Source organism: Escherichia sp. E10V5 (assembly GCF_004212315.1).
Lineage (GTDB): Bacteria > Pseudomonadota > Gammaproteobacteria > Enterobacterales > Enterobacteriaceae > Escherichia.
Window position 1 is genome coordinate 154,435 of record NZ_RHJM01000007.1, and the last position, 22,630, is coordinate 177,064.

The window sequence follows — 22,630 nt, forward strand, 5'->3', positions numbered from 1 at the left end:
ATGGCTCGTTCTTTTAAAGTCTTATCACCTACTGCGATCCTCGGTTACGGCTTCCCTGAAGAGAGCTTCCGCAAAGCAATGGCGGAATCTCCCGATCTGATCGCCGTTGATGCCGGTTCTTCCGATCCTGGCCCGCACTATCTGGGGGCGGGTAAGCCTTTTACCGACCGCGCGGGAGTTAAACGCGACCTGCGCTATATGATCACCGCTGGCGTGCAAAATAATATTCCAGTGGTGATCGGGACGGCAGGTGGTTCTGGCGCAGCCCCGCATTTGGAGTGGTGTCGTCAAATTATTCACGAGATTGCGCAAGAGGAAAAACTTTCGTTTTCGATGGCGCTGATCCCGGCGGACGTTGACAAAGCCATCGTTCACCAGGCACTGGATAACGGCAAAATCATGGCGCTGGATTTTGTCCCGCCGTTAACGCACGACGCGATTGACGAAAGTACCTATATCGTCGCGCAAATGGGCATCGAGCCCTTCCAGCGGGCGCTGAAAGAAGGCGCACAGGTGGTGCTGGGCGGCCGGGCTTATGATCCGGCCTGCTTTGCAGCGCTACCCATCATGCAAGGCTTTGACGAAGGGCTGGCGCTGCACTGTGGGAAAATTCTCGAATGTGCAGCAATTGCCGCGACGCCAGGCTCCGGCTCTGACTGTGCGATGGGCATCATCGACGATAATGGCTTCACGCTGAAGACGTTCAATCCGCAGCGTAAATTCACCGAAACATCCGCAGCCGCGCATACGCTGTATGAGAAATCGGACCCGTACTTCCTGCCGGGACCAGGTGGTGTTCTGAATCTGAAAGGCTGCACCTTCAAAGCCGTGAACGACGGTGAAGTTTATGTCAGCGGTTCTAAGCATGAAGAAACGCCATATGCCCTGAAACTGGAAGGTGCGCGGCAGGTGGGCTTCCGCTGCCTGACCATAGCAGGCACTCGCGACCCAATAATGATCGCCGGGATCGACAAAATCATTGAAGATGTCAAAGCCAGCGTAACGCGCAACCTGTCGCTGACCGATGACAGCATTCGAATGACATTCCACCTGTACGGTAAAAATGGTGTCATGGGCGACCACGAGCCCATGGAAACTGCCGGACATGAACTGGGGATCGTCCTGGATGTGGTCGCGCCGACGCAAGAAATCGCCAACAGTGTTTGTTCACTGGTGCGCTCCACTATGCTGCACTACGGTTATGAAAATCGCATCGCCACTGCGGGCAACCTGGCGTTCCCGTTCTCCCCTTCTGATATCCAGAGCGGACCCGTATACGAGTTTTCTATCTATCACCTGATTGAAGCCAACGACGCACTGCGGTTTGATTTCCATATTGAACAGGTGACACCAGAAGGAGTTCAGGCATGAAACAGTCAATTGTCTCACTGGCGCAAGTCATTCGTTCAAAAAATGCCGGACCCTACGAACTGGTTTTAGATATTTTATTTAAAACGAAAGAAAACTATGAGCGAGTTAAATCATCAGGGCAATTAACTCCAGAGCTGATTGCGCGCTTATATCATGTTGAACCTAACTTTATTCATCGTATTGTCTGGTTTGATCCTTCTAATGCAGTAAAAATCGTCATGCCACGAGATATTATCTCTGGGAATGTAGGCGATAATGATGTTTATGGTGCGCAGCAGCACGCACCTTTATTAAGCATTCATTTTGATATTTAATACTGTTTAGATTATCAACCCCATAAATGTACCTGCACAGATTCCATTATGTCAGGTACATTTATCTAAACGTATCAATGAAATAGATTACAAAGCACGCCAGCATTTTCACAGCTGGAATAACTGGTGGCCTACGTTCCCCTAAAAACCATACAACCATCACTCGTAATTAAACAAAAAATACTTAAGTCAATACCGAATCTCTGCTGGAAAAACGACCTGCCTTATCATTCGGTAAAAAATAACCACAATGTGAGAACACATCATGTCCAAACCATTTATCTGGCAAGAACCGTTTTTACAATATAAAGACGCAACGGAATATAAATTAATCAGCGATCAATATATTACAGTAACGGAAATAGACGGCGAAGAAGTGATAAAAGTCGCTCCGGAAGCATTAACGTTGCTTGCCCGGGAGGCATTTTATGAAGCCTCTTTTTTCTTACGTCCCGTTCACCTGCAACAAGTCGCCAGCATTCTGAACGATCCGCAGGCCAGCAGTAATGACAGATATGTGGCCTTGCAGCTACTGCGCAATGCCGAAGTCTCAGCAAAAGGGATATTACCCAACTGCCAGGACACCGGCACCGCCACCATTGTCGCCAGTAAAGGGCAACACATCTGGACCGGAGGTAATGACGCCGAAGCCTTAAGCAAAGGTATTTACATCACTTTCCAGGAAAATAATCTGCGCTTTTCACAAAATGCGCCACTGGATATGTATACCGAAGTCAATACACAAACCAATCTTCCGGCGCAGATTGATATCAGCGCCGTCCCCGGCGACGAGTACCATTTTCTGTGTGTCAATAAAGGGGGTGGCTCCGCCAATAAAGCTGCGCTTTACCAGGAAACTAAATCTCTCCTGCAACCAGAAAAACTGACTACGTTTTTAATCGAAAAAATGAAATCGCTGGGCACCGCCGCTTGTCCGCCCTACCACATCGCCTTTGTCGTCGGGGGACTTTCTGCCGATCAGGCGTTAAAAGTCGCCAAACTAGCGTCGACAAAATACTACGATAATCTGCCCACCAGCGGAAACGAGCAGGGGCAAGCCTTCCGCGATATTGAACTGGAAAAAACCTTGCTCGACGCCAGCCAACAATTTGGCATTGGTGCTCAGTTTGGTGGTAAATATTTCGCTCATGATATTCGTGTTATTCGTCTACCGCGTCACGGCGGTTCCTGCCCAATTGCTATGGCGCTCTCCTGTTCCGCCGACCGCAATATTAAAGCCAAAATTAACAAGCACGGCATCTGGCTGGAAAAACTCGAACATAATCCGGGGCAATATATTCCAGCATCAATGCGGGAAGACAATCACACGCATAACGTACAGATTGATCTAAATCGTCCATTGCGTGAGGTAATGCAGGATCTCGCCACATTACCGATCGGCACCCGTGTGTCGTTAAGCGGCCCCATCGTAGTGGCGCGTGATATCGCCCACGCCAAAATAAAAGAACGACTGGATAACGGCGAACCGATGCCGGATTACCTGAAAAATCATATCGTCTATTACGCTGGCCCCGCGAAAACACCGGAAAATATGGCTTGTGGTTCTCTTGGACCTACCACGGGCGGTCGAATGGACGGTTATGTCGACGCCTTCCAGGCGGCTGGCGGCAGTCTGGTAATGTTATCGAAAGGCAACCGCAGCCAGCAGGTTACTGATGCCTGTCACAAACATGGCGGCTTTAATCTGGGAAGTATCGGCGGTGCAGCGGCGTTACTGGCGCAAGAATATGTCAAAAGCCTGCATTGCCTGGAGTATCCGGAGTTGGGCATGGAAGCAGTGTGGATGATGGAGGTTGAAAACTTGCCCGCGTTCATTCTGGTGGATGATAAAGGCAATAATTTCTTTAGTCAGTTTGAGCAGCAACACCGTTGCGCCAATTGCCCCGCCGGGCATTAAGGAAAGTGAATGGAAGCGCGGATTTCAACTGAACGGCATATTCAGCGCCAGCAGAAACTGAAAGAACATGTCGACACACGCATCGCGGCGGCGACGGAGAAAAAAAGAATATTGATTGTTTTCACTGGTAACGGAAAAGGAAAATCCACCGCCGCTTTTGGTACCGTGACGCGCGCCGTAGGTCATGGCAAAACGGTTGGCGTTGCGCAGTTCATCAAGGGACAGTGGGACAACGGCGAATATAACCTTCTCCATCCACTGGGCGTTGAATTTCATATTATGGGAACAGGTTTTACCTGGGAGACACAGAATCGGCAAGCGGATATCGACGCGGCGAAAGAGGTCTGGTCTGAATGCAAGCGGATGCTGGCTGATGACCGTTACGATTTAGTGGTGCTCGATGAGCTGACCTACATGCTGGCTTACCATTATCTGGATACCGAAGAAGTGATCGCTTCGCTACAAAATCGCCCGGCGCAGCAAAACGTCATTGTCACCGGGCGCGGCTGCCATAGTGAGATAGTAAAAATGGCGGATACGGTAAGCGAAATCCTCCCCGTCAAGCATGCTTTTGATAACGGTATTCAGGCACAGCCTGGTATCGACTGGTAATGACTGCGCCTGGCATCTCGCCAGGCGCAGGTTTTACATCTCCTCCGGTACGACCGATTTTGCCAGCAACCACTCACGAAAGAGTTGCAAGTGCGGATAATCAGCCTTCTCTTCCCGCCACGTCATAATAAAGCGATTGCCGGTACGAATAGGCACATCACACGGGATCACCATGTCACCGCTATCTAAATCGTGTTGAATTGCAAACCGGGGCAACAGCGCCACACCGAGATTAGATCGCACGGCGGCAATCAGCATTGAAAGTAAATCAAAACGTGGCCCGTTATTCACCAACGGACTACTAACGCCAGACAATGCAAACCACTCTTCCCAACCAGTAATACGGGTGCTTTGATGCAGCAGTGGTAGCTCACTTAATAGCTCTGCAACAGACAGTTTTTGGTCAGGAAGTGAAAGTAAACTGCCGCTGCATACCGGCAGGATCTCTTCCTCAAAGAGATATTCTACCTCCGACCAGGGCGCACAAAAATTTTCGCGCATAATGACGGCATCGTATTCCCGATTAAGGAAATCCCCGTTATTAGCTAATGAGTGAATATTGACAATAATATCGGGATACAATTTATTGAACTCACGTAAATTGGGGATCAACCAGTGCGTGCTGAAAGTAGGATTGACAGCAAGCTCAATAACCTGAACCGTAGGCTGCCAGGTCATGATAGTATTTGTGTCACGTTCAAGCTTATTCAATGTTTCTTTAACAATGCCCAGATAATGCTTTCCGGCATCATTAAGAAATATTCTTTTTTTAGAATGCGCAAATAATGATATATGTAAAAAATCTTCCAGTGCGCTAACTTGCCTGAATACTGCGCTTTGGGTTAACGCTAACTCCTCTGCCGCTCTGGTATAACTTTCATGGCGTGCGACCACCTCAAAAGTTACCAACAGTTCCGTTTTGGGTATTTTTCCTCTCATAATGCCGTCCCTTAAAAATAGTTTAAACTATCAAAAAACCATTACTTATTACTAAGTAATGGCAACCAAAGCAGCAATAGATATTTTATAAAAATCATGATCGATATTTATAACCCAGCAAGCCCGGCGTGACAATTGTCTCAATCAGATAATAATAATCCGAAAAGCAAAACGCCCTTCGGATTATTATGATTCAAGTTAAGTGAAGATTATTAAATTGATAGCAATCATCATATCTATGGATATTATGATAAACAATCAACAAAAATTTTATTTTTGATTAATAGCATATCCTTCTAAGAATTTTTGCGAAGCTGCAATATCTGGGGTAAAGACCCGATCCTGGTCGACAAACGGCACGACTTTTCTGTATTCGGTAAACATTGCTTTGGTGGATTTCCCTAATGCCAGTTGTGGATTGGCCTGCAACCGTAAATCGAGAGCCTGTGCGGAATGCATCAGTTCAATGCCATAAATCACGTTCAGATTATCGACAACCTGTTTCAATCTTCTGGCCGCGTGGTCATTATTGGCGCCGGTATCTTCTATACCTCCGGCAACCGGTTGAATATCGAAAGAAACAGGATTGGCGAGATCGACGTTTTCTGCATGCAGCGCGACAAACGGAATATGCAGCGAACCGAAGCCGTGACCTTTATTACCGGATGCCGACAGGAAGCGCGTTAAACCGGTAAAGTGCTCATCTTCCAGGTGCAGCGAGCGACGCATACTGTTATGCGAAACATGTACCAACGCCACGGTCAGACGCTGAGTGGCAAGCGCAACAGGTAACGATTCGAAATTCGCCGTCGGGAAGATCCCACCGCTGACTGCGCCATCTTTAACAAAATATTGCGCGACCTGACTGGAGTCCTGATACGCCTTGTCAGCATTCAGCACCGTTGCTGGGTTGTCATCGGAACTATTGATTTGTACGGTTATGACCTCTTCAGCATCATGCAAAGCGCGTACTGATTCAGCAATGGTATATACCGTAGTTCTGAACGATAACGGATCTTGCAATGCACGTTTGTCATCTTTATGCCATAAATATGAACCGTTTAACGCATCGCGAATCTCTTTTGCAGAGTCAGCCAACTGCGGGAAAGGACGCACGGCAATTGACTGCGGCAGTACCGGTGCGACGTTACCATTCAACGCTTCCAGACTCATAGCGAAAACCACCGGGCTGACATTCAGCAACTGACGTGCCGAACGAACTGCTTCGATAGCGTAGGCTGTCCCGACGCTGTTGTTCGACAAAATCGCCAGCATATCTTTACCCTGCGGCACCAGTGGCTTAAGTCCCGCTTTCGCCAGCGCGTCACCACCGCTCATTTGCACGCCATTGACTCGGGCTTTCCATTCCCCCATCATCACCAGACCAACGTGCGAAGCGAGCATAATATCCGCTGCGCCTATGCTTCCACGCGCCGGAATTAACGGTGTAACGCCGCGATTAATAAATTCGGCATACAACTCGGCAATATAAGGCTGCGCGCCGGTTTGCCCATGCAGCATGGTATTTAAACGTAATACCATTGAAAGGCGTGCCAGATAATCCGGTAACATCGGACCAACGCCCGCAGAATGTGCGCGCAGCGCGGCAGCATTAAATTTTTTCGACGCGTCAATCACCTCAGGCGTTAAATTTCCTTTGGCATCAAATATCGGCTGGTCTTTATTTAGCCCCACGCCTACGGTTAAACCATAAACGGGTGTTCCAGAATGTGCGGCGGTCATCACCAGATCATAACTTTTTTCCATTCTGTCCAGCGCTTTCGGCGCGATTTTGACGTCGTTATCACCTAACGCAATTGACCAGGCCTGGTCAATGGAAAGATGTTCGCCATCCAGAGTAATGGTTGATTTCGCCATCGCGATGGAACAAACGCTCCAGAGCACAACGGTGACAGTGACTCTTCGTATCAATCCTTTCATTGTGTTTCCTTATCATGATGAGTTTAACAACGGGTTACTGCGACAACGTTTTAATTTGTTCTATCTGTTTTCCCCCGCCGGACAATACTGGTCACCAGGCGAGCGGCAACTTTCGCGGTTAAATTATCGCGGTCCAGGTCCGGGTTAAGTTCGGCAATATCCGCCGCAATCAACTTCTCGCTACCGGCGATTAAATTCACAACGGCTTCAGTAATATTTAACGGCACGCCTAACGGTGATGGTGCAGAAACACCTGGCGCCTGATAACCGGGTAAAACATCGAGACAAATCGTTAAATAAATGGCGTCACACGCCTGAATATCTGCCGAGAGCGCATTAGCGACCCCATGCAAACCACGTTCAAATTGCAGAGATTCGTCCAGCCAATAACGCACACCGAGACAATCAGCGCGATCAAATAACGCCTGAGTATTGGCAAAACAACTTATTCCCAGCACGCGATAATTAAACGGTTTGCCATGCTGCGCATTCCACTCTTGCATCTGACGAAACGGCGTACCTGAATTGGCTTTTTCCGCCATCCGTAAATCAAAATGCGCGTCAAGGTTCACAATCAGTAACCGCTGAATATCAGGACGCGACTGCATAATCCCCTGAAACGTTCCCCACGCCACTTCATGACCACCGCCCAGAACCACCGGTAAACTGCCGCGCGCAATGGCTGTAGATACGTTGGCCGCCAGACGATTTTGTGCGGACTCCAGCGCGTGGTCCTCGCTTTGTACATCGCCCATATCGAAAATAGCGCCTTCACAGAGCACCGGCATATTTCCCAACATGCTGCGCAACGCGCCCGGTCCGCCTGCTGCACCCGCTCGCCCACCATTACGTTGCACCCCGTCATCAACGGCAAAACCAATCAGCGTACAACCGCCGTGGCTTTGTTCACTAAACGGTTGCACATGCTGATGCCAGCGAGTGCTGATGCCGATTTCCTGCGAGTCAACACGCCCACTCCACGGCAATAATGTTTGCTTCATTACCAACTCCTTTTTCCGCCGACAATAAGCCCCTGGCAAGGCTGATGCCCAAACCAGTAAGCCAGTTCACGTGGATGGTTAAGATCCCAGACCGCCATATCCGCCCGTAATCCCGGTGCAAGTTCACCCCGGTCAATAAGTCCAAGTGCCTTTGCCGCATTACACGTAACGCCCTGAACGGCTTCCAGCGGCGTCATGCGAAACAGCGTACAGGCCATATTGATCATCAATGGCAATGACATATTGGGAGACGTTCCGGGGTTATGGTCCGTGGAGATAGCAATCGGCACGCCCGCTGCCCGCAAAGCGGCAATCGGCGGCAGATGGGTTTCGCGCAGGAAGTAATAAGCACCGGGGAGCAGTACCGCCACCGTTCCAGCCATTTTCATGGCGGCGATCCCCGACTCGCTCAGGTATTCCAGATGATCGCAGGAGAGTGCAGAAAACGCCGCCGCCAGCGCAGCGCCTTGCTGGTCAGAAAGCTGTTCGGCATGCAGTTTTACAGGCAATCCATATTGTTGCGCTTTACTGAAGACGCGCCGTACCTGGTCTGGGCTAAAGGCGATGTTTTCACAAAAAGCGTCAACTGCATCAATCAGCCCCTGTTCATGCAACACGCCCATCCAGTCGCAAAGCGCCGTAATGTAATCATCACTGCGCCCGGCAAACTCTGGCGGCAAGCTGTGCGCCCCAAGAAACGTAGACTGAATACGTAATCCTGTAGATTCCTGTAAGCGACGGATAACGCGCAAACAGCGCGCTTCATCTTCCAGCGTCAAGCCATAACCGGATTTTATTTCCAGCGTACTGACGCCTTCACGCAACCAGTTTTGTAGTCGCTGCGCCGCCAGTTCAAACAGTTGTGTTTCGCTGGCCGCACGCGTGGCATTGACGGTAGATAAGATCCCGCCGCCCGCTCTGGCGATATCTTCATAAGCCACGCCTTGCAGCCGCATCTCAAACTCATTCGCCCGCTGGCCGCCATAGACCAGATGCGTATGGCAATCCACCAGACCGGGGGCCAGCAACTTACCCTGCAGGTCGTGTTCCTCTGTAATGTCCGCCGTCAGTTCGCGAGGGATCTGCGTGGCCTTGCCAAGCCAGACAATAGTGTCGCCACGGCTGATTAATGCACCATTTTCAATCACTCCCCAGTCGTTAGCGGAAAGCGTCGCCAGCGTGGTATTTCGCCAGAGCGTTAATGCACTCATAAGGATTTTTCCCCTCGTAGATAATAAAGCCACCAGCCCGCCAGCTCACCGACGGAGACTTTTTTCCGTGGTACGAAACGCCAGGGCTTGCCATCAGTCGCAACCAGCCATAACAACATATTTGCCGCGACAAACACCCTTTTCTCGCCGCTTACCCACTCCCCTTCACACAGCGTGAACAGGCCCGCTTGCGCAAGTGATGGCGGAAGCCAGTCAACGGCACTTTGCACCCGCAACATCCCCGTATCGCCTTCCCGCGCCATGACATTGAGATCGCGAACTGCACCGCCCATCAGCTGGCAATCTGGCCTGGCTTCTCCAGGGAAAATTAAGGCGGGATCGTGACGTTGCAGGTTGATTATCGAATCGGCAAACGTCAGCCTCACCCCTTCCCCATCGAGAATGGCGAGGCCACGTACCACGCCAGGCCACGCCGAAAAAGGACCGTCCTGGCTGACATTGGCCATACTGATGCGTAACAGCCAGTTTTCATCATCAGGCCAGGCATGCAGTTGTCGCGTAAAACCCCCGCCGTTGCGCCACGGTTGCAAGGGCTTATCCATTGCAGATATCAGCATTGGTTCCATATTACGACTCGGGATAAATAGTCTGGGCAGGAACGCTGGTAGTACGTTTTGCCCACGGGTAATAAATAACGGCAGTAATTAACAAGCCGATAATCCAGGAAATATCCGCCCCGCCCATCAGTACAGAAATGGGTCCCTGATACAGTTTTTGATTCAGGAAGGGGATCTGCACCAGCACACCAATTCCGTAGCAAACCAACGCAGTTTTGTTATACGCGCCATAGCGTCCCTCCGGGGTATAAAGTGCCGGAATATCGGTTTTACCTTGTGAGATGAAGTAGTAGTCGATGAGATTGATAGCGCTCCATGGCACAAATACCGTCAACAGCAGCAGAACGAAGTTTTTGAAATTATTCAAAAAGTCTGCGCTTGCCGCCAGCGCGACGACCATCGACAACAGCACGAAACCTACAACGTAGGCAGCACGAACACGCTGTGAAACCTGGCTGCGATTGTTAAAGGCGCTGACGGTCGCCAGAATCGACATAAAGCCGCCGTAGGCATTCAAACAGTTAACCGTCAGTTTGCCGCAAACAATTACCGTATAAATCAGAATGGCAAACGTTGGTCCGGCTAAATCGCCCATAAAACCAACCTGATCTTTCAGGAAGTTAGCACCGCAAGCAGCAACAAGAACGCCAAAAGTCATGGCACATTGCGCGCCAAGCGTGGTTCCCAGAAAGGTGGCAAAGAAGATTGATTTTGCTGGTGTATCAGAGGGTAAATAGCGGGAATAATCAGAGGCGTATGGTGCAAACGTTAATTGCCATCCGGCTGAGAGTGCAATCGTTAATAAGAACACCGATAAGCTAAATGGCTTTTGACCAAATGCCGCAGCCACGTCGTAGTGACCGCTAAGTTGAGTGGCCAGGTAAATAAACCCCAGAATACTTAATATCCCTGCAACACGGCCAACGACGTGAATAAGTTTATAACCGACCAATGCGATCATCGCGGTAAGCATGCCGAAAATAATAATTCCGGTCGATGCTGACTCAAAACCAAATATTCGGTTAATCGCCTGACCGGATAATACCGTTCCAGTTGCGGCAAATCCGAGATACATAATAATCACCATCAGTAACGGTAGCGCCGCTCCTTTGACGCCAAAGCGGATACGGCTGGAGATCATCTGTGGTAATCCCAGCTTTGCCCCCTGTGACGAGTGCAATGCCATAACCGCGCCGCCGATAATATTACCGATTAATAAACCAATAATTGCTGACATGGCTTCAGAGCCAAAAATAATCGCTAACGCGCCGTCCACCACGGCGGTAATTTGTAAGTTAGCACTTAGCCACAAAGTAAACTGGCTGGAGGGCGCGCCGTGGCGAGCGGATTCAGGAACGGCGTTAATCGTATTTGATTCTAATACTGGTTTTTTACTGCGGATAGGGCTGCTTGATTCCATGAAAAAGTCTCCTGCAAAATGAGAGGTCATTTTTTGAAACAGCAATAGAGGGTCGAGAGATATTTCTTTCGACGATGTAATGAATATTTTTGATAATTATTGTTATACAGGCGGATGACTTCCCGCCTGTATTAGCGCAAATATTAAATAACAGCGTTAATATTTAGCGAATCATCGGCAATTTCAGACCATAATTTTTGGCACATTCAATTGCCGCTTCATAACCCGCATCCGCGTGACGCATAACCCCGGAAGCACAGTCATTCACCAGCACACGCGCCAGACGTTTTTCGGCTTCTTCGCTACCATCGGCAACAATAACCATCCCGGCGTGTTGTGAATATCCCATCCCGACGCCGCCGCCATGATGCAGAGACACCCACGTTGCTCCACCTGCGGTATTGAGCAGACCATTGAGCAACGGCCAGTCAGAAACCGCGTCACTGCCATCGAGCATGCTTTCAGTTTCGCGGTTCGGGCTGGCGACAGAACCGGTATCAAGATGATCGCGACCAATCACAATCGGTGCTTTTAGTTCACCGTTGCGCACCATTTCGTTGAATGCCAGCCCCGCCAGGTGACGCTCACCAAGCCCCAGCCAGCAAATACGTGATGGAAGCCCCTGGAAGGCGATACGCTCACGCGCCATATCCAGCCAGCGATGGGTCAGTACGTTATTGGGGAATAGTTCTTTAATTTTGGCATCGGTTTTATAGATATCTTCCGGGTCACCAGACAGCGCCACCCAACGGAACGGGCCTTTGCCTTCACAAAACATGGGACGAATGTAAGCAGGAACGAAGCCCGGGAAATCGAAGGCATTTTGCAGACCTTCGTTGAAAGCCACCTGGCGGATGTTGTTACCATAATCGACAACCGGGATCCCCATCGCCTGGAAGTCCAGCATCCCCTGAACATGCGCCACGCAACTCTGTGCCGCTTCTTTTTGCAGTCTGGCGTGCTGTTGTGGATCCTGCTGTGCAGCACGCCATTGTTCTACGCTCCAGCCCGTTGGCAGGTAACCATAGACCAGATCGTGAGCGGAGGTCTGGTCGGTCACCAGATCCGGCTTGATCGCCCCCTGACGTGCACGTTTCACCAATTCAGGAACAATTTCCGCCGCATTGCCCAGCAGCGCGATAGAAACGGCTTCTTTGCGTTCGGTGTGGTATTTAATCAGCGCCAGTGCATCATCAAGATCTTTCGCTTGTTTATCGACATAACGGGTACGCAGACGGAAGTCGATGCTACTTTGCTGGCACTCGATATTTAATGAACAAGCCCCCGCCAGAGTCGCCGCCAGCGGTTGTGCACCGCCCATACCACCGAGCCCCGCGGTCAGGATCCATTTTCCACTTAGCGAATTGTTGTAGTGCTGGCGACCTGCTTCGACAAAAGTTTCGAACGTCCCCTGCACAATGCCCTGACTACCAATGTAGATCCACGAGCCAGCGGTCATCTGGCCGTACATGAACAGACCTTTGCGATCCAGTTCATTGAAGTGATCCCAGTTGGCCCATTGCGGCACCAGGTTAGAGTTGGCAATCAGCACGCGTGGCGCGTCAGTATGAGTTTTAAACACGCCCACGGGTTTACCGGACTGTACCAACAGCGACTCATCAGGCTCGAGATTTTTTAGTGATTCGAGGATCTGGTCGAAACATTCCCAGTTACGCGCCGCGCGGCCAATGCCACCGTATACCACCAGATGCTGTGGATTTTCGGCTACGTCGGGATCAAGGTTGTTCTGCAACATCCGATAGGCAGCTTCGATCTGCCAGTTTTTACAATGCAGTTGAGTTCCTTGTGGCGCATGGATAACGCGGCTGGTATCAATACGAGGGTCTGAAGGCTTACTCATGAATCTTCTCCTGTTACTGGATAAAATTAAATGCTGTCATCGCCCAGAAAAAAATGAGCGAAGGAATACAGAAACGGTTTATATAATCTCCGTTTATAATTTCGCATTATCAATTCATTTGGTGAATTTCATTTGTTCTGGAATATTCACCCTGAATGTAAATTCAAAAAAAACTGCCAACGCTTTGTATGCGATTTCAATATGCTTAATTTAACTTTTGGAAAAAGTGATATTGTTGGCAAAATATTTTCTCATTTGAACATATGAATATGATGAGATTGCAAGATGTCTATAATTTAATTATCTGAGAAATGCGTTAATAACAACCAGACATTAGCATAACACCAGGTAACCCGACACCACGCAGTGCGCATAACACGATGATATTTAAAATAAGATCTTCATTATTTGTCATAAAAACATGTTGTATTATCATCAATAATTCATTTATTTTACTCCCACTTTGATAATTAAAAAACGGCAAGCAATGGATAGTTACCGCCGTAAGAACAGGCGTAAAAACAACTCTTAAAATATATATTCTGGGAATTATCATTTTTCATATTTTACAATCCGGTGTCGATAATTCACCTCCTTTATAACAACAACCCTCTTTGGCACTCGGCATTTTTATCTTGTATTCATCGTCATTGCTGAATACACTACGCGCGTTTTCTTTCCTTTTTGCTGGCTGCTGACCGGAAAGACAAAATTACCCTCGCAATACAGGGGGTTGATTAACGTCTATATTTCAGGACAGCGTTATGCATCATCTTTCGAGGCTTGATAAAGCCTTTCTGCGCAAAGGGATCCAACTTTCCCGCGCCAACAATATTGTTTCATTATCTCGTCAATCAGGTGCCAGTGCCCGCGTACTGCTGCCGGACGAACTGCCGCTAGAAGAAAAAGCAGTGACACAACTGCTTGATTTTGCAGAAGTGAAGCTACCAGATCATCCAGGTTATGTACGCCAGACGTGCGCGACGCCAGATTTTCACCCCGGCAATGGCGTCCCCGTTGGCGCAGTGGTGGCCTCAACGCCGGCACGCGCGGGCGATCTGGCATTAATCCCCGGTTCAATGGGCGATTATTCGTGGCTTGCGGTAGGTTGCGGCAACCCGGAGTGGCTGTGGTCTTGCAGTCACGGAGCTGGACGCAGCCAGCGTCGGCAGGCCATGCGCTCGCGCGCGACTGAAGAGTCAACGTTGCCGTGGCAATGCGTCACATTGCGTGAAGAACGACGTCTTGAAGAAGCGCCTGCTGCTTATAAAGATATTGGTCCGGTTATCGAAGCCCAACAAGAAGCCGGATTAATTCAGTCAGCGGTCAGATTTCGACCGTGGTTAACATTTAAGGGGTAACGCAATTAACAAAACCCAATCGGATATAGAGGTATCTGATTGGGCATTGGGCCATTGATTACAGCCAACAGTGCGGAAAACGAGGAATTAGGCACGGGAAAATGGCAAACAGGCCTGGCGGCGGTAGCGGTTGATTGGTCGCCAAAATGGTTGAAGGTGGGTCTGGTGCAATGGCATAAAAGCTTTGCTGGCGATAACGATCGTGAGTAGGTGGCATCAACCACTTTTCAGCCCTTCATCATTTATAAAATGTCTAAAGGCTGGTTTTTACGCTCAAGCGGGATCTGGACGTTGAATGTTAAAAACGAAGATTACTATATTCCGGCGGGCCTGGGGGTAAGGAGGCTAAAACCACATAGCCTCCTGTTTGCTAACCGCTACATTTTCGCTTTTACCCGTGCGATAGCCTCTTCATAAGAGGGCTTATTTTTTTCCGCATAAGCGAGTTGATAATGCTGCAATGCATCGGCATTCTGGCCCGACGTTTCATATATTTTGGCAATGTTATAGTAGGAGTTAGCGCGCGTTGTCGCCGCATTTGCCCCACTCGCTAACGAAATCGCTTTACGATTTGCCCAAATCGCTTCCGCTATGTTGCCATTTTTCTGATAAGCCAGCCCCAGGTTACTAAATGCCTGACCGTAATTGCCATCTAATTCTGTGGCCTGCTGGAAGAGTTGAATGGCTTGCTCAAGTTGACCGGTTTTATAAACAGCTTCTCCTTCACGATTATATTTTCTTGCAAGTTGAGTATCTCCACTGTTTTGCACCGCAGGCGAAGCCGGAGTTGAAGAACCCGTCGCAGGCATTATCACAGTGGCTAAATCTCTGACGCCTGATGTGGTATCGTTAAAGTTGGCGCTGGTAACAGAGTTGATATCTTCAAACTCGCCGTTTGGATTGAGTTTAAATACGGTCCAGATGTTCCCTCGTTCTCCAACGGGAACGCTATAACTACGAACCAGGGAACTCCCTACATAGACAAACACTTTTGCCTTACTGTCAGAGAGATAATTACTGTTGGGTAATCCTTTATTGCTATAGTCCTGCACGGCATAGATGTAACTTTCGCCAAAATGCTTTTTGCTGATGGTGATGGTTTCTGGTCCATAGCTGTCAGTATCATCAACATCCAGATTGGCATCAGCCCCATCTTTACTATCAAAATAGATATGTCCGCCAGGGAAGAGCAAATGCGAATCAAGATCAAAAGGCTTTTCGCCCCAGCTCAATACTACACGCATGCCATCAAGATTAGTCATCACGGGACTGAGTGCATAAGTCATGCCAGCACACGGGCATTTGACCACCAGATTGGAATAACCCTCTTTTTTGACGATTAATAAAGCATCTTGAGAATCAGCAAATGTAGAACCCAGACTAACGCTGCCCGATGCATTTGTGATACCAGAAACAGATTGCGCACCATTGCGTTGCAGCGTCACCGATGCCCCCTCAATGCGTTTATCTTTCACTGTCGCACTTAAAATATCGATGCTTACATCGGCGGCATAAGCGCCCACATTGATACCCATCAGGGCCAGAGCAACCGGCAGAACAATTTTCTTCATGTATAAATCCTTTTATAGAACGGAGAGGAGATATTTCGCCGGGCATTATTGCGCAGAGGATGGGGAAAAAAAGCAGTGGGCAAACTTTTCAGATTAGCGCCTGAATAAAAAAGGCCATCATACGATGGCCAACCATGTCGAAACCGACAGCCCTTCGCCATTCCTGTAGAGGGAAGCGGCGAGGGCTATTTCTTATTACAGATATTTATTTCAGAACAGTTTTCAGTGCTTCACCGATATCCGCCAGGCTGCGAACGGTTTTCACGCCTGCGGCTTCCAGAGCAGCGAATTTCTCATCCGCAGTCCCTTTACCACCGGCAATGATCGCACCCGCGTGGCCCATACGTTTGCCTTTCGGCGCAGTCACACCAGCGATGTAACCCACAACTGGCTTGGTAACGTGCTCTTTGATGTACGCAGCCGCTTCTTCTTCAGCGCTACCGCCGATCTCACCGATCATCACGATCGCTTCGGTCTGCGGATCTTTTTCGAACATTTCGAGGATGTCGATAAAGTTAGAGCCAGGGATCGGGTCGCCGCCGATACCGACACAGGTCGACTGACCGAAACCGTAATCCGTGGTCTGTTTAACCGCTTCATAGGTCAGTGTACCGGAACGGGAAACGATACCCACTTTACCCGGTTTGTGAATGTGACCCGGCTGAATACCGATTTTGCATTCGCCCGGGGTGATAACGCCCGGGCAGTTCGGGCCGATCATACGAACGCCTGCTTCGTCCAGTTTCACTTTCACAGTCAGCATATCCAGCGTCGGGATGCCTTCAGTGATGGTGATAATCAGTTTGATGCCTGCATCAATAGCTTCCAGAATGGAGTCTTTGCAGAACGGAGCCGGTACGTAGATAACAGAAGCGGTAGCGCCAGTAGCAGCAACAGCTTCACGCACGGTGTTGAACACAGGCAGGCCGAGGTGGGTGGTGCCGCCTTTGCCTGGGGTTACGCCGCCAACCATTTTGGTGCCGTATGCAATGGCTTGTTCAGAGTGGAAAGTCCCCTGGCTACCAGTAAAGCCCTGGCAGATAACCTTGGTGTTTTTATCAATTAAAATGGACATTATTTCCCCTCCACTGCGGCAACAACCTGCTGAGCTGCATCCGTCAGACCTTTTGCTGCAATAATATTCAGGCCGCTGTCAGCCAGTTTCTTCGCGCCAAGTTCGGCGTTGTTACCTTCCAGACGTACCACGACCGGTACGTTAACACCCACTTCCGCTACCGCGCCGATGATACCGTCAGCGATCAGGTCGCAACGAACGATACCGCCGAAGATGTTAACCAGAACGGCTTTCACTTTGTCGTCAGAGAGGATGATTTTGAATGCTTCGGTTACACGTTCTTTGGTTGCGCCGCCGCCAACGTCCAGGAAGTTAGCTGGTTCGCCACCGTGCAGTTTAACGATGTCCATGGTGCCCATCGCCAGACCTGCGCCGTTAACCATACAACCGATGTTGCCGTCCAGCGCAACGTAGTTCAGTTCCCACTGTGCAGCTTGTGCTTCACGCGGATCTTCCTGCGACTGGTCACGCATTTCGCGCAGATCAGGTTGGCGGAACAGTGCGTTACCGTCAGCGCCCAGTTTGCCGTCGAGGCAAATCAGATCGCCCTGTTTGGTGATAACAAGCGGGTTGATTTCGATCAGTGCCAGATCGCGCTCCAGGAAAATGGTCGCCAGGCCCATGAAGATTTTGGTGAACTGCTGAACCAGTTTACCTTCCAGACCCAGTTTGAACGCCAGCTCGCGTCCCTGATATGGCATCGGGCCAGTCAGCGGATCAAGCGCAACTTTGTGGATCAGGTGCGGAGTTTCTTCCGCCACTTTTTCGATTTCCACGCCGCCTTCGGTGGAGGCCATAAAGACCACGCGACGGGAACTACGGTCTACAACAGCACCAAGATACAGCTCTTTAGCGATATCGGTCGCCGCTTCAACCAGAATCTGGTTAACCGGTTGGCCATTAGCATCTGTTTGATACGTTACCAGACGCTTGCCCAGCCAGTTTTCTGCAAAAGCACGGATGTCTTCTTTGCTGTTTACAACTTTCACACCGCCCGCTTTACCGCGGCCACCAGCGTGAACCTGACATTTCACTACCCACGGACCGGCACCGATTTTTGAAGCGGCTTCTTCTGCTTCGCGCGGAGTAGTACAGGCATAACCCACCGGTGCTGGTAAGCCATAGCGGGCAAACAGTTGTTTTGCCTGATATTCATGTAAGTTCATGTGTTCTGTCCATCCTTCAGTAATCGTTATCTTTTAAACCGTAGACCGAATATTTCGTATCGCTTCCGGGCATTGTCGGATGCGGCGCAAGCGCCTTATCCGACCTACATCGGTAGTCCCCGTAGGCCTGATAAGACGCGTTAAGCGTCGCATCAGGCTTCAAATGCCGGAGAAGGCGATAATGTCTAATCCGGTCTACAGTGCAGGTGAAACTTAAACTACTATACGTCCAGCAGCAGACGCGTCGGATCTTCCAGCAACTCTTTGATCGTTACCAGGAAGCCCACGGATTCGCGACCATCGATCAGACGGTGATCGTAGGACAGCGCCAGGTACATCATCGGCAGGATCTCAACCTGACCATTCACTGCCATCGGACGATCTTTGATAGCGTGCATACCCAGAATTGCGCTCTGCGGCGGGTTGATGATAGGCGTAGACATCAGGGAACCGAACACACCACCGTTGGTGATGGTGAAGTTACCACCAGTCAGATCTTCAACCGTCAGCTTGCCGTCACGGCCTTTAATGGCCAGTTCTTTGATTTTCTTCTCGATGTCTGCCATGCCGAGGGTATCGACATCACGCAGTACCGGCGTCACCAGGCCGCGCGGCGTAGAAACCGCCATGCTGACGTCGAAATAGTTGTGGTAAACCACATCATCGCCGTCGATAGACGCGTTCACTTCCGGATAACGTTTCAGGGCTTCAACCACCGCTTTCACGTAGAAGGACATAAAGCCCAAACGGATGCCGTGGCGTTTTTCAAACGCTTCACCGTACTGCTTACGCAGATCCATAATCGGCTTCATGTTGACTTCGTTGAACGTGGTCAGCATAGCGGTGGAGTTTTTCGCTTCCAGCAGACGCTCTGCCACACGCTTACGCAGGCGAGTCATCGGGACACGTTTTTCGCTACGTGCAGCCAGGGCCGGTTGCGCCGCCGGAGCAGCCGCTGCCGGAGCAGACTCTTTCGCTGGGGCTTTCGCCAGATGTTTTTCCACATCTTCACGGGTCAGACGACCACCCACACCGGTGCCTTTAATGGCGCTGGCGTCAAGATTGTGTTCAGCCAGCAGGCGACGGATCGCCGGGCTTAACGCATCGTTGTTTTGCTCTTCCAGAGACGCCTGTTGGCGTTGTGCCGGAGTGGACGCTTTCTCTTCAGATTTGGCGCTGGTTTCTTTACCAGCACTGTTGCCTTCACGCAGGCGACCAAGGATCTGACGAGACGTTACGGTTGTACCTTCATCTTCCAGAACCGCATCCAGAATGCCGTCTGCTGATGCCGGTACTTCCAGTACCACTTTGTCAGTTTCGATTTCTACCAGCACTTCATCACGTACGACTGCGTCGCCGGGTTTTTTATGCCAGGTTGCGACGGTGGCATCGGCTACGGATTCAGGCAGGTCAGGGACCAGAATATCTACGCTACTCATTGTGTATCCTTTATTTATTCGACGTTCAGCGCGTCATTAACCAGATCTTGTTGCTGTTTCTGGTGAACGGACATATACCCTACCGCCGGAGAGGCGGAGGCCGGGCGGCCTGCATAACGCAGAGAAGCCCCAAACGGAATCACTTCACGGAAATGATGCTGGCTGCAGTACCATGCGCCCTGGTTGAGCGGCTCTTCCTGGCACCAGACAAAATCCTTGACGTGAGCAAACTGCTGCAACACTTCCTGCATCGCTTTATGCGGGAACGGGTAGAGTTGCTCGATACGCACAATGGCGACATCGTGTTGATTGTTCTTACGACGTTGTTCCAGCAGGTCGTAATAAACCTTACCAGAACACATCACTACGCGCTTCACGCCCTTCGGATCAAGCTCGTCGATTTCACCGATGGCTGGCAGGAAGGTGCCGTTCGCCAGTTCTTCGAGGCTGGAAACCGCCAGCGGATGACGCAGCAGGGATTTCGGCGACATCACGACCAGCGGACGACGCATCCCGCGCAGCGCCTGACGACGCAGCATGTGGTAAACCTGTGCCGGGGTAGACGGTACGCACACCTGCATGTTTTGCTCAGCGCAAAGTTGCAGATAACGTTCCAGACGCGCGGAGGAGTGCTCTGGCCCCTGCCCTTCGTAACCGTGCGGCAGCAACATCACCAGGCCACACATCCGGCCCCATTTCTGTTCGCCAGAGGAGATGAACTGGTCGATAACCACCTGTGCGCCGTTGGCGAAGTCACCGAACTGCGCTTCCCAGATGGTCAGGGTGCGTGGTTCTGCGGTGGCATAACCATATTCAAACGCCAGCACGGCTTCTTCAGACAGTACGGAGTCCCAGACACGAAATGCGCCCTGGCCGTTATGGATATGTTGCAGCGGCGTGTAAGTGGAACCATTAGACTGATTGTGGATCACCGCGTGGCGGTGGAAGAAGGTACCGCGACCGGAGTCTTCACCCGACAGGCGAACCGGAATTCCTTCATCAACCAGCGTGGCGTAAGCGAGGTTTTCCGCGCCGCCCCAGTCGAACAGTTTCTCACCGGCTGCCATCGCCTGGCGGTCGCCATAAATCTTGGCAACACGAGACTGCATTTCAACTGCTTCCGGCACCGTACTGATGCGTTTAGCCAGCTCCTGCAGGCGCTTCATATCAACTTTGTTCGGGTACTCTTCGTCCCATTCGTGGTTGAGGTATGGCGACCAAGTGAAAGAGTGCATGTTCATCGGACGCCACTCTGCCACTACGCAATCGCCAGCATCCAGCGCATCGCGGTACAGGTTAACCATCTCGGTGGCATCTTCCAGCGTCGCCACTTTTTCCTGCTCCAGCTTGTCAGCGTAGATTTTGCGCGGCGTCGGATGTTTTTTAATTTTCTGATACATCAGCGGCTGGGTTGCGCTCGGCTCGTCGGCTTCGTTGTGGCCGTGACGGCGGTAGCACACCAGGTCGATGAAGACATCACGTTTAAAGGTGTTACGGAAATCGAGCGCCAGACGGGTCACAAAGGCAACGGCTTCCGGATCGTCCGCGTTAACGTGGAAAATCGGTGCCTGAACCATCTTGCCGATATCAGTACAGTACGGCGTAGAACGGGCATCCAGCGGATTAGAGGTGGTGAAACCAACCTGGTTGTTGATAACGATACGTACCGTACCGCCAACTTCATAACCACGCGCTTTCGACATGTTCAGGGTTTCCTGAACCACGCCCTGTCCGGTCACTGCGGCGTCACCGTGGATGGTAATTGGCAGGACTTTGTTGCTGCTCGGCTCATCCAACCTGTCCAGACGGGCACGAACAGAACCGATAACGACCGGGCTTACAATCTCAAGGTGAGACGGGTTAAACGCCAGCGCCAGGTGCACCAGGCCGCCATCGGTCTGGAAGTCAGACGAGAAGCCCATGTGGTATTTCACGTCGCCTGTGCCAAGGTGTTCTTTATGTTTACCGGCAAACTCGTCGAACAAGTCTTGCGGTTTTTTACCCAGCACGTTCACCAGCACGTTCAGACGACCACGGTGCGCCATCCCGAGAACCACTTCGCGGGTGCCGCTGTTGCCAGCGTGGCGGATCATCTCTTTAAGCATCGGGATTAACGCGTCACCGCCTTCCAGCGAGAAGCGTTTTGCGCCAGGGAATTTTGCGCCGAGGTAACGTTCAAGACCTTCAGCGGCGGTCAGTTCACTTAAGAAGCGTTTTTTCTCTTCGCTATTGAACGTCGCGCGACCAGACTCGATACGCTGTTGGATCCAGCGTTTTTCTTCGGTGCTGGTAATGTGCATATACTCGGCGCCAATCGGGCCGCAGTAGGTTTGCTTGAGGGCTTCCAGCAGTTCGCCAAGTTTCATGGTTTCTTTGCCGCTGGCAAATGAACCGACGTTGAAGGTCTCCTGGAAGTCTGCTTCGGTCAGATCGTGGAAAGAAGGATCCAGATCGGCCACTTTATCTTGCTGCCACAGTCCCAGCGGATCGAGATTCGCATGCTGGTGACCACGGAAGCGGTATGCGTTAATGAGCTGCAGGACTTTAACCTGCTTCACATTGGTGTCAGGGTCGGAGATCGTTGAAGAGTAACGTGAAGCGTCTTTCGCCAGGCGGCGGAAATATTCACGCGTTTGAGAGTGGAATTGATCCGGTTTGACTCCCGTACCAGGTAACTGCTGGAACGTCGAACGCCAGTTAGCGTCAACCGAGTCAGGATCGGTTAAGAAGTCTTCATAGAGCTGTTCTATCCAGCTCTGGTTTGCGCCAGAGAGGTAAGAAGAGTCCAACCAGGCTTTCAAAGCGCTGTTCTGCATCGTGATCCCTTAAGCATCTTTTTTATGCTTACTTCG

The 22,630-nt window shown here is 50.6% G+C and carries 18 protein-coding genes; 6 read left to right on the forward strand and 12 right to left on the reverse strand.

The features are described 5' to 3' along the window. The 4 genes from D9738_RS06690 (at position 1) to cobO (ending at position 4,215) form a co-directional block, all read left to right on the forward strand. Positions 1 to 1,371, forward strand: a complete 1,371-nt coding sequence (locus tag D9738_RS06690) for an acyclic terpene utilization AtuA family protein (RefSeq protein ID WP_130259802.1) — start codon at positions 1 to 3, stop codon at positions 1,369 to 1,371. Then, positions 1,368 to 1,685, forward strand: coding sequence for a DUF4387 domain-containing protein (locus D9738_RS06695; RefSeq protein ID WP_130209894.1), 318 nt, complete (start codon positions 1,368 to 1,370; stop codon positions 1,683 to 1,685). Before D9738_RS06690 ends, D9738_RS06695 begins: the two co-directional genes overlap by 4 nt. A gap of 265 nt (positions 1,686 to 1,950) precedes the next feature. Next, on the forward strand, positions 1,951 to 3,603 hold the full coding sequence (locus D9738_RS06700; RefSeq protein WP_130259803.1) for a class I fumarate hydratase: 1,653 nt from the start codon (positions 1,951 to 1,953) through the stop codon (positions 3,601 to 3,603). 9 nt (positions 3,604 to 3,612) lie between these two features. After that, complete coding sequence (gene cobO, locus D9738_RS06705) at positions 3,613 to 4,215, forward strand: cob(I)yrinic acid a,c-diamide adenosyltransferase (RefSeq protein ID WP_130259804.1); 603 nt, start codon at positions 3,613 to 3,615, stop codon at positions 4,213 to 4,215. Between the two features lie 33 nt (positions 4,216 to 4,248). Here cobO and D9738_RS06710 read toward each other — a convergent pair whose 3' ends face one another. From D9738_RS06710 to hutU, 7 genes are all read right to left on the reverse strand, one after another. Continuing rightward, complete coding sequence (locus D9738_RS06710; protein WP_130209888.1) at positions 4,249 to 5,154, reverse strand: LysR family transcriptional regulator; 906 nt, start codon at positions 5,152 to 5,154, stop codon at positions 4,249 to 4,251. Between the two features lie 270 nt (positions 5,155 to 5,424). After that, on the reverse strand, positions 5,425 to 7,095 hold the full coding sequence (locus D9738_RS06715) for an aromatic amino acid ammonia-lyase (RefSeq protein ID WP_130259805.1): 1,671 nt from the start codon (positions 7,093 to 7,095) through the stop codon (positions 5,425 to 5,427). A gap of 50 nt (positions 7,096 to 7,145) precedes the next feature. After that, positions 7,146 to 8,096: a formimidoylglutamase gene (hutG, locus tag D9738_RS06720; protein WP_130259806.1), complete on the reverse strand. Its 951-nt coding sequence runs from the start codon at positions 8,094 to 8,096 to the stop codon at positions 7,146 to 7,148. Continuing rightward, a complete protein-coding gene (hutI, locus tag D9738_RS06725) occupies positions 8,096 to 9,307 on the reverse strand; it encodes an imidazolonepropionase (protein WP_130259807.1) in 1,212 nt (403 codons plus the stop codon). The genes hutG and hutI overlap by 1 nt, the downstream gene beginning before the upstream one ends. Next, positions 9,304 to 9,870 carry a HutD family protein gene (locus D9738_RS06730; protein ID WP_240780550.1) on the reverse strand — a complete coding sequence of 189 codons (567 nt, stop codon included), beginning with the start codon at positions 9,868 to 9,870 and terminating at the stop codon, positions 9,304 to 9,306. The genes hutI and D9738_RS06730 overlap by 4 nt, the downstream gene beginning before the upstream one ends. A 25-nt stretch (positions 9,871 to 9,895) precedes the next feature. Then, positions 9,896 to 11,305 (reverse strand): cytosine permease, encoded by a 1,410-nt coding sequence (locus D9738_RS06735; protein ID WP_130209878.1) that lies wholly within the window; start codon positions 11,303 to 11,305, stop codon positions 9,896 to 9,898. 163 nt (positions 11,306 to 11,468) lie between these two features. Next, on the reverse strand, positions 11,469 to 13,166 hold the full coding sequence (hutU, locus tag D9738_RS06740; RefSeq protein WP_130259808.1) for a urocanate hydratase: 1,698 nt from the start codon (positions 13,164 to 13,166) through the stop codon (positions 11,469 to 11,471). Between the two features lie 764 nt (positions 13,167 to 13,930). Between hutU and D9738_RS06745 the strand changes: the two genes are divergently transcribed. Both D9738_RS06745 and D9738_RS24900 read left to right on the forward strand, forming a co-directional pair. Further along, positions 13,931 to 14,527: an RtcB family protein gene (locus tag D9738_RS06745; protein WP_130259809.1), complete on the forward strand. Its 597-nt coding sequence runs from the start codon at positions 13,931 to 13,933 to the stop codon at positions 14,525 to 14,527. 39 nt (positions 14,528 to 14,566) lie between these two features. Then, positions 14,567 to 14,737, forward strand: coding sequence for a hypothetical protein (locus tag D9738_RS24900; protein WP_205712955.1), 171 nt, complete (start codon positions 14,567 to 14,569; stop codon positions 14,735 to 14,737). Between the two features lie 167 nt (positions 14,738 to 14,904). Here D9738_RS24900 and D9738_RS06755 read toward each other — a convergent pair whose 3' ends face one another. The 5 genes from D9738_RS06755 to sucA form a co-directional block, all read right to left on the reverse strand. Continuing rightward, positions 14,905 to 16,062, reverse strand: a complete 1,158-nt coding sequence (locus D9738_RS06755; protein ID WP_171021409.1) for a tetratricopeptide repeat protein — start codon at positions 16,060 to 16,062, stop codon at positions 14,905 to 14,907. Between the two features lie 241 nt (positions 16,063 to 16,303). After that, complete coding sequence (gene sucD / locus D9738_RS06760) at positions 16,304 to 17,173, reverse strand: succinate--CoA ligase subunit alpha (protein WP_000025458.1); 870 nt, start codon at positions 17,171 to 17,173, stop codon at positions 16,304 to 16,306. Further along, positions 17,173 to 18,339, reverse strand: a complete 1,167-nt coding sequence (sucC, locus tag D9738_RS06765; RefSeq protein WP_001048602.1) for an ADP-forming succinate--CoA ligase subunit beta — start codon at positions 18,337 to 18,339, stop codon at positions 17,173 to 17,175. The genes sucD and sucC overlap by 1 nt, the downstream gene beginning before the upstream one ends. A 221-nt stretch (positions 18,340 to 18,560) precedes the next feature. Beyond that, positions 18,561 to 19,778 carry a 2-oxoglutarate dehydrogenase complex dihydrolipoyllysine-residue succinyltransferase gene (gene odhB / locus D9738_RS06770; RefSeq protein ID WP_000099822.1) on the reverse strand — a complete coding sequence of 406 codons (1,218 nt, stop codon included), beginning with the start codon at positions 19,776 to 19,778 and terminating at the stop codon, positions 18,561 to 18,563. A 14-nt stretch (positions 19,779 to 19,792) separates the two neighbouring features. Continuing rightward, a complete protein-coding gene (sucA, locus tag D9738_RS06775; RefSeq protein ID WP_130259811.1) occupies positions 19,793 to 22,594 on the reverse strand; it encodes a 2-oxoglutarate dehydrogenase E1 component in 2,802 nt (933 codons plus the stop codon). Between the last annotated feature and the right edge of the window lie 36 nt (positions 22,595 to 22,630).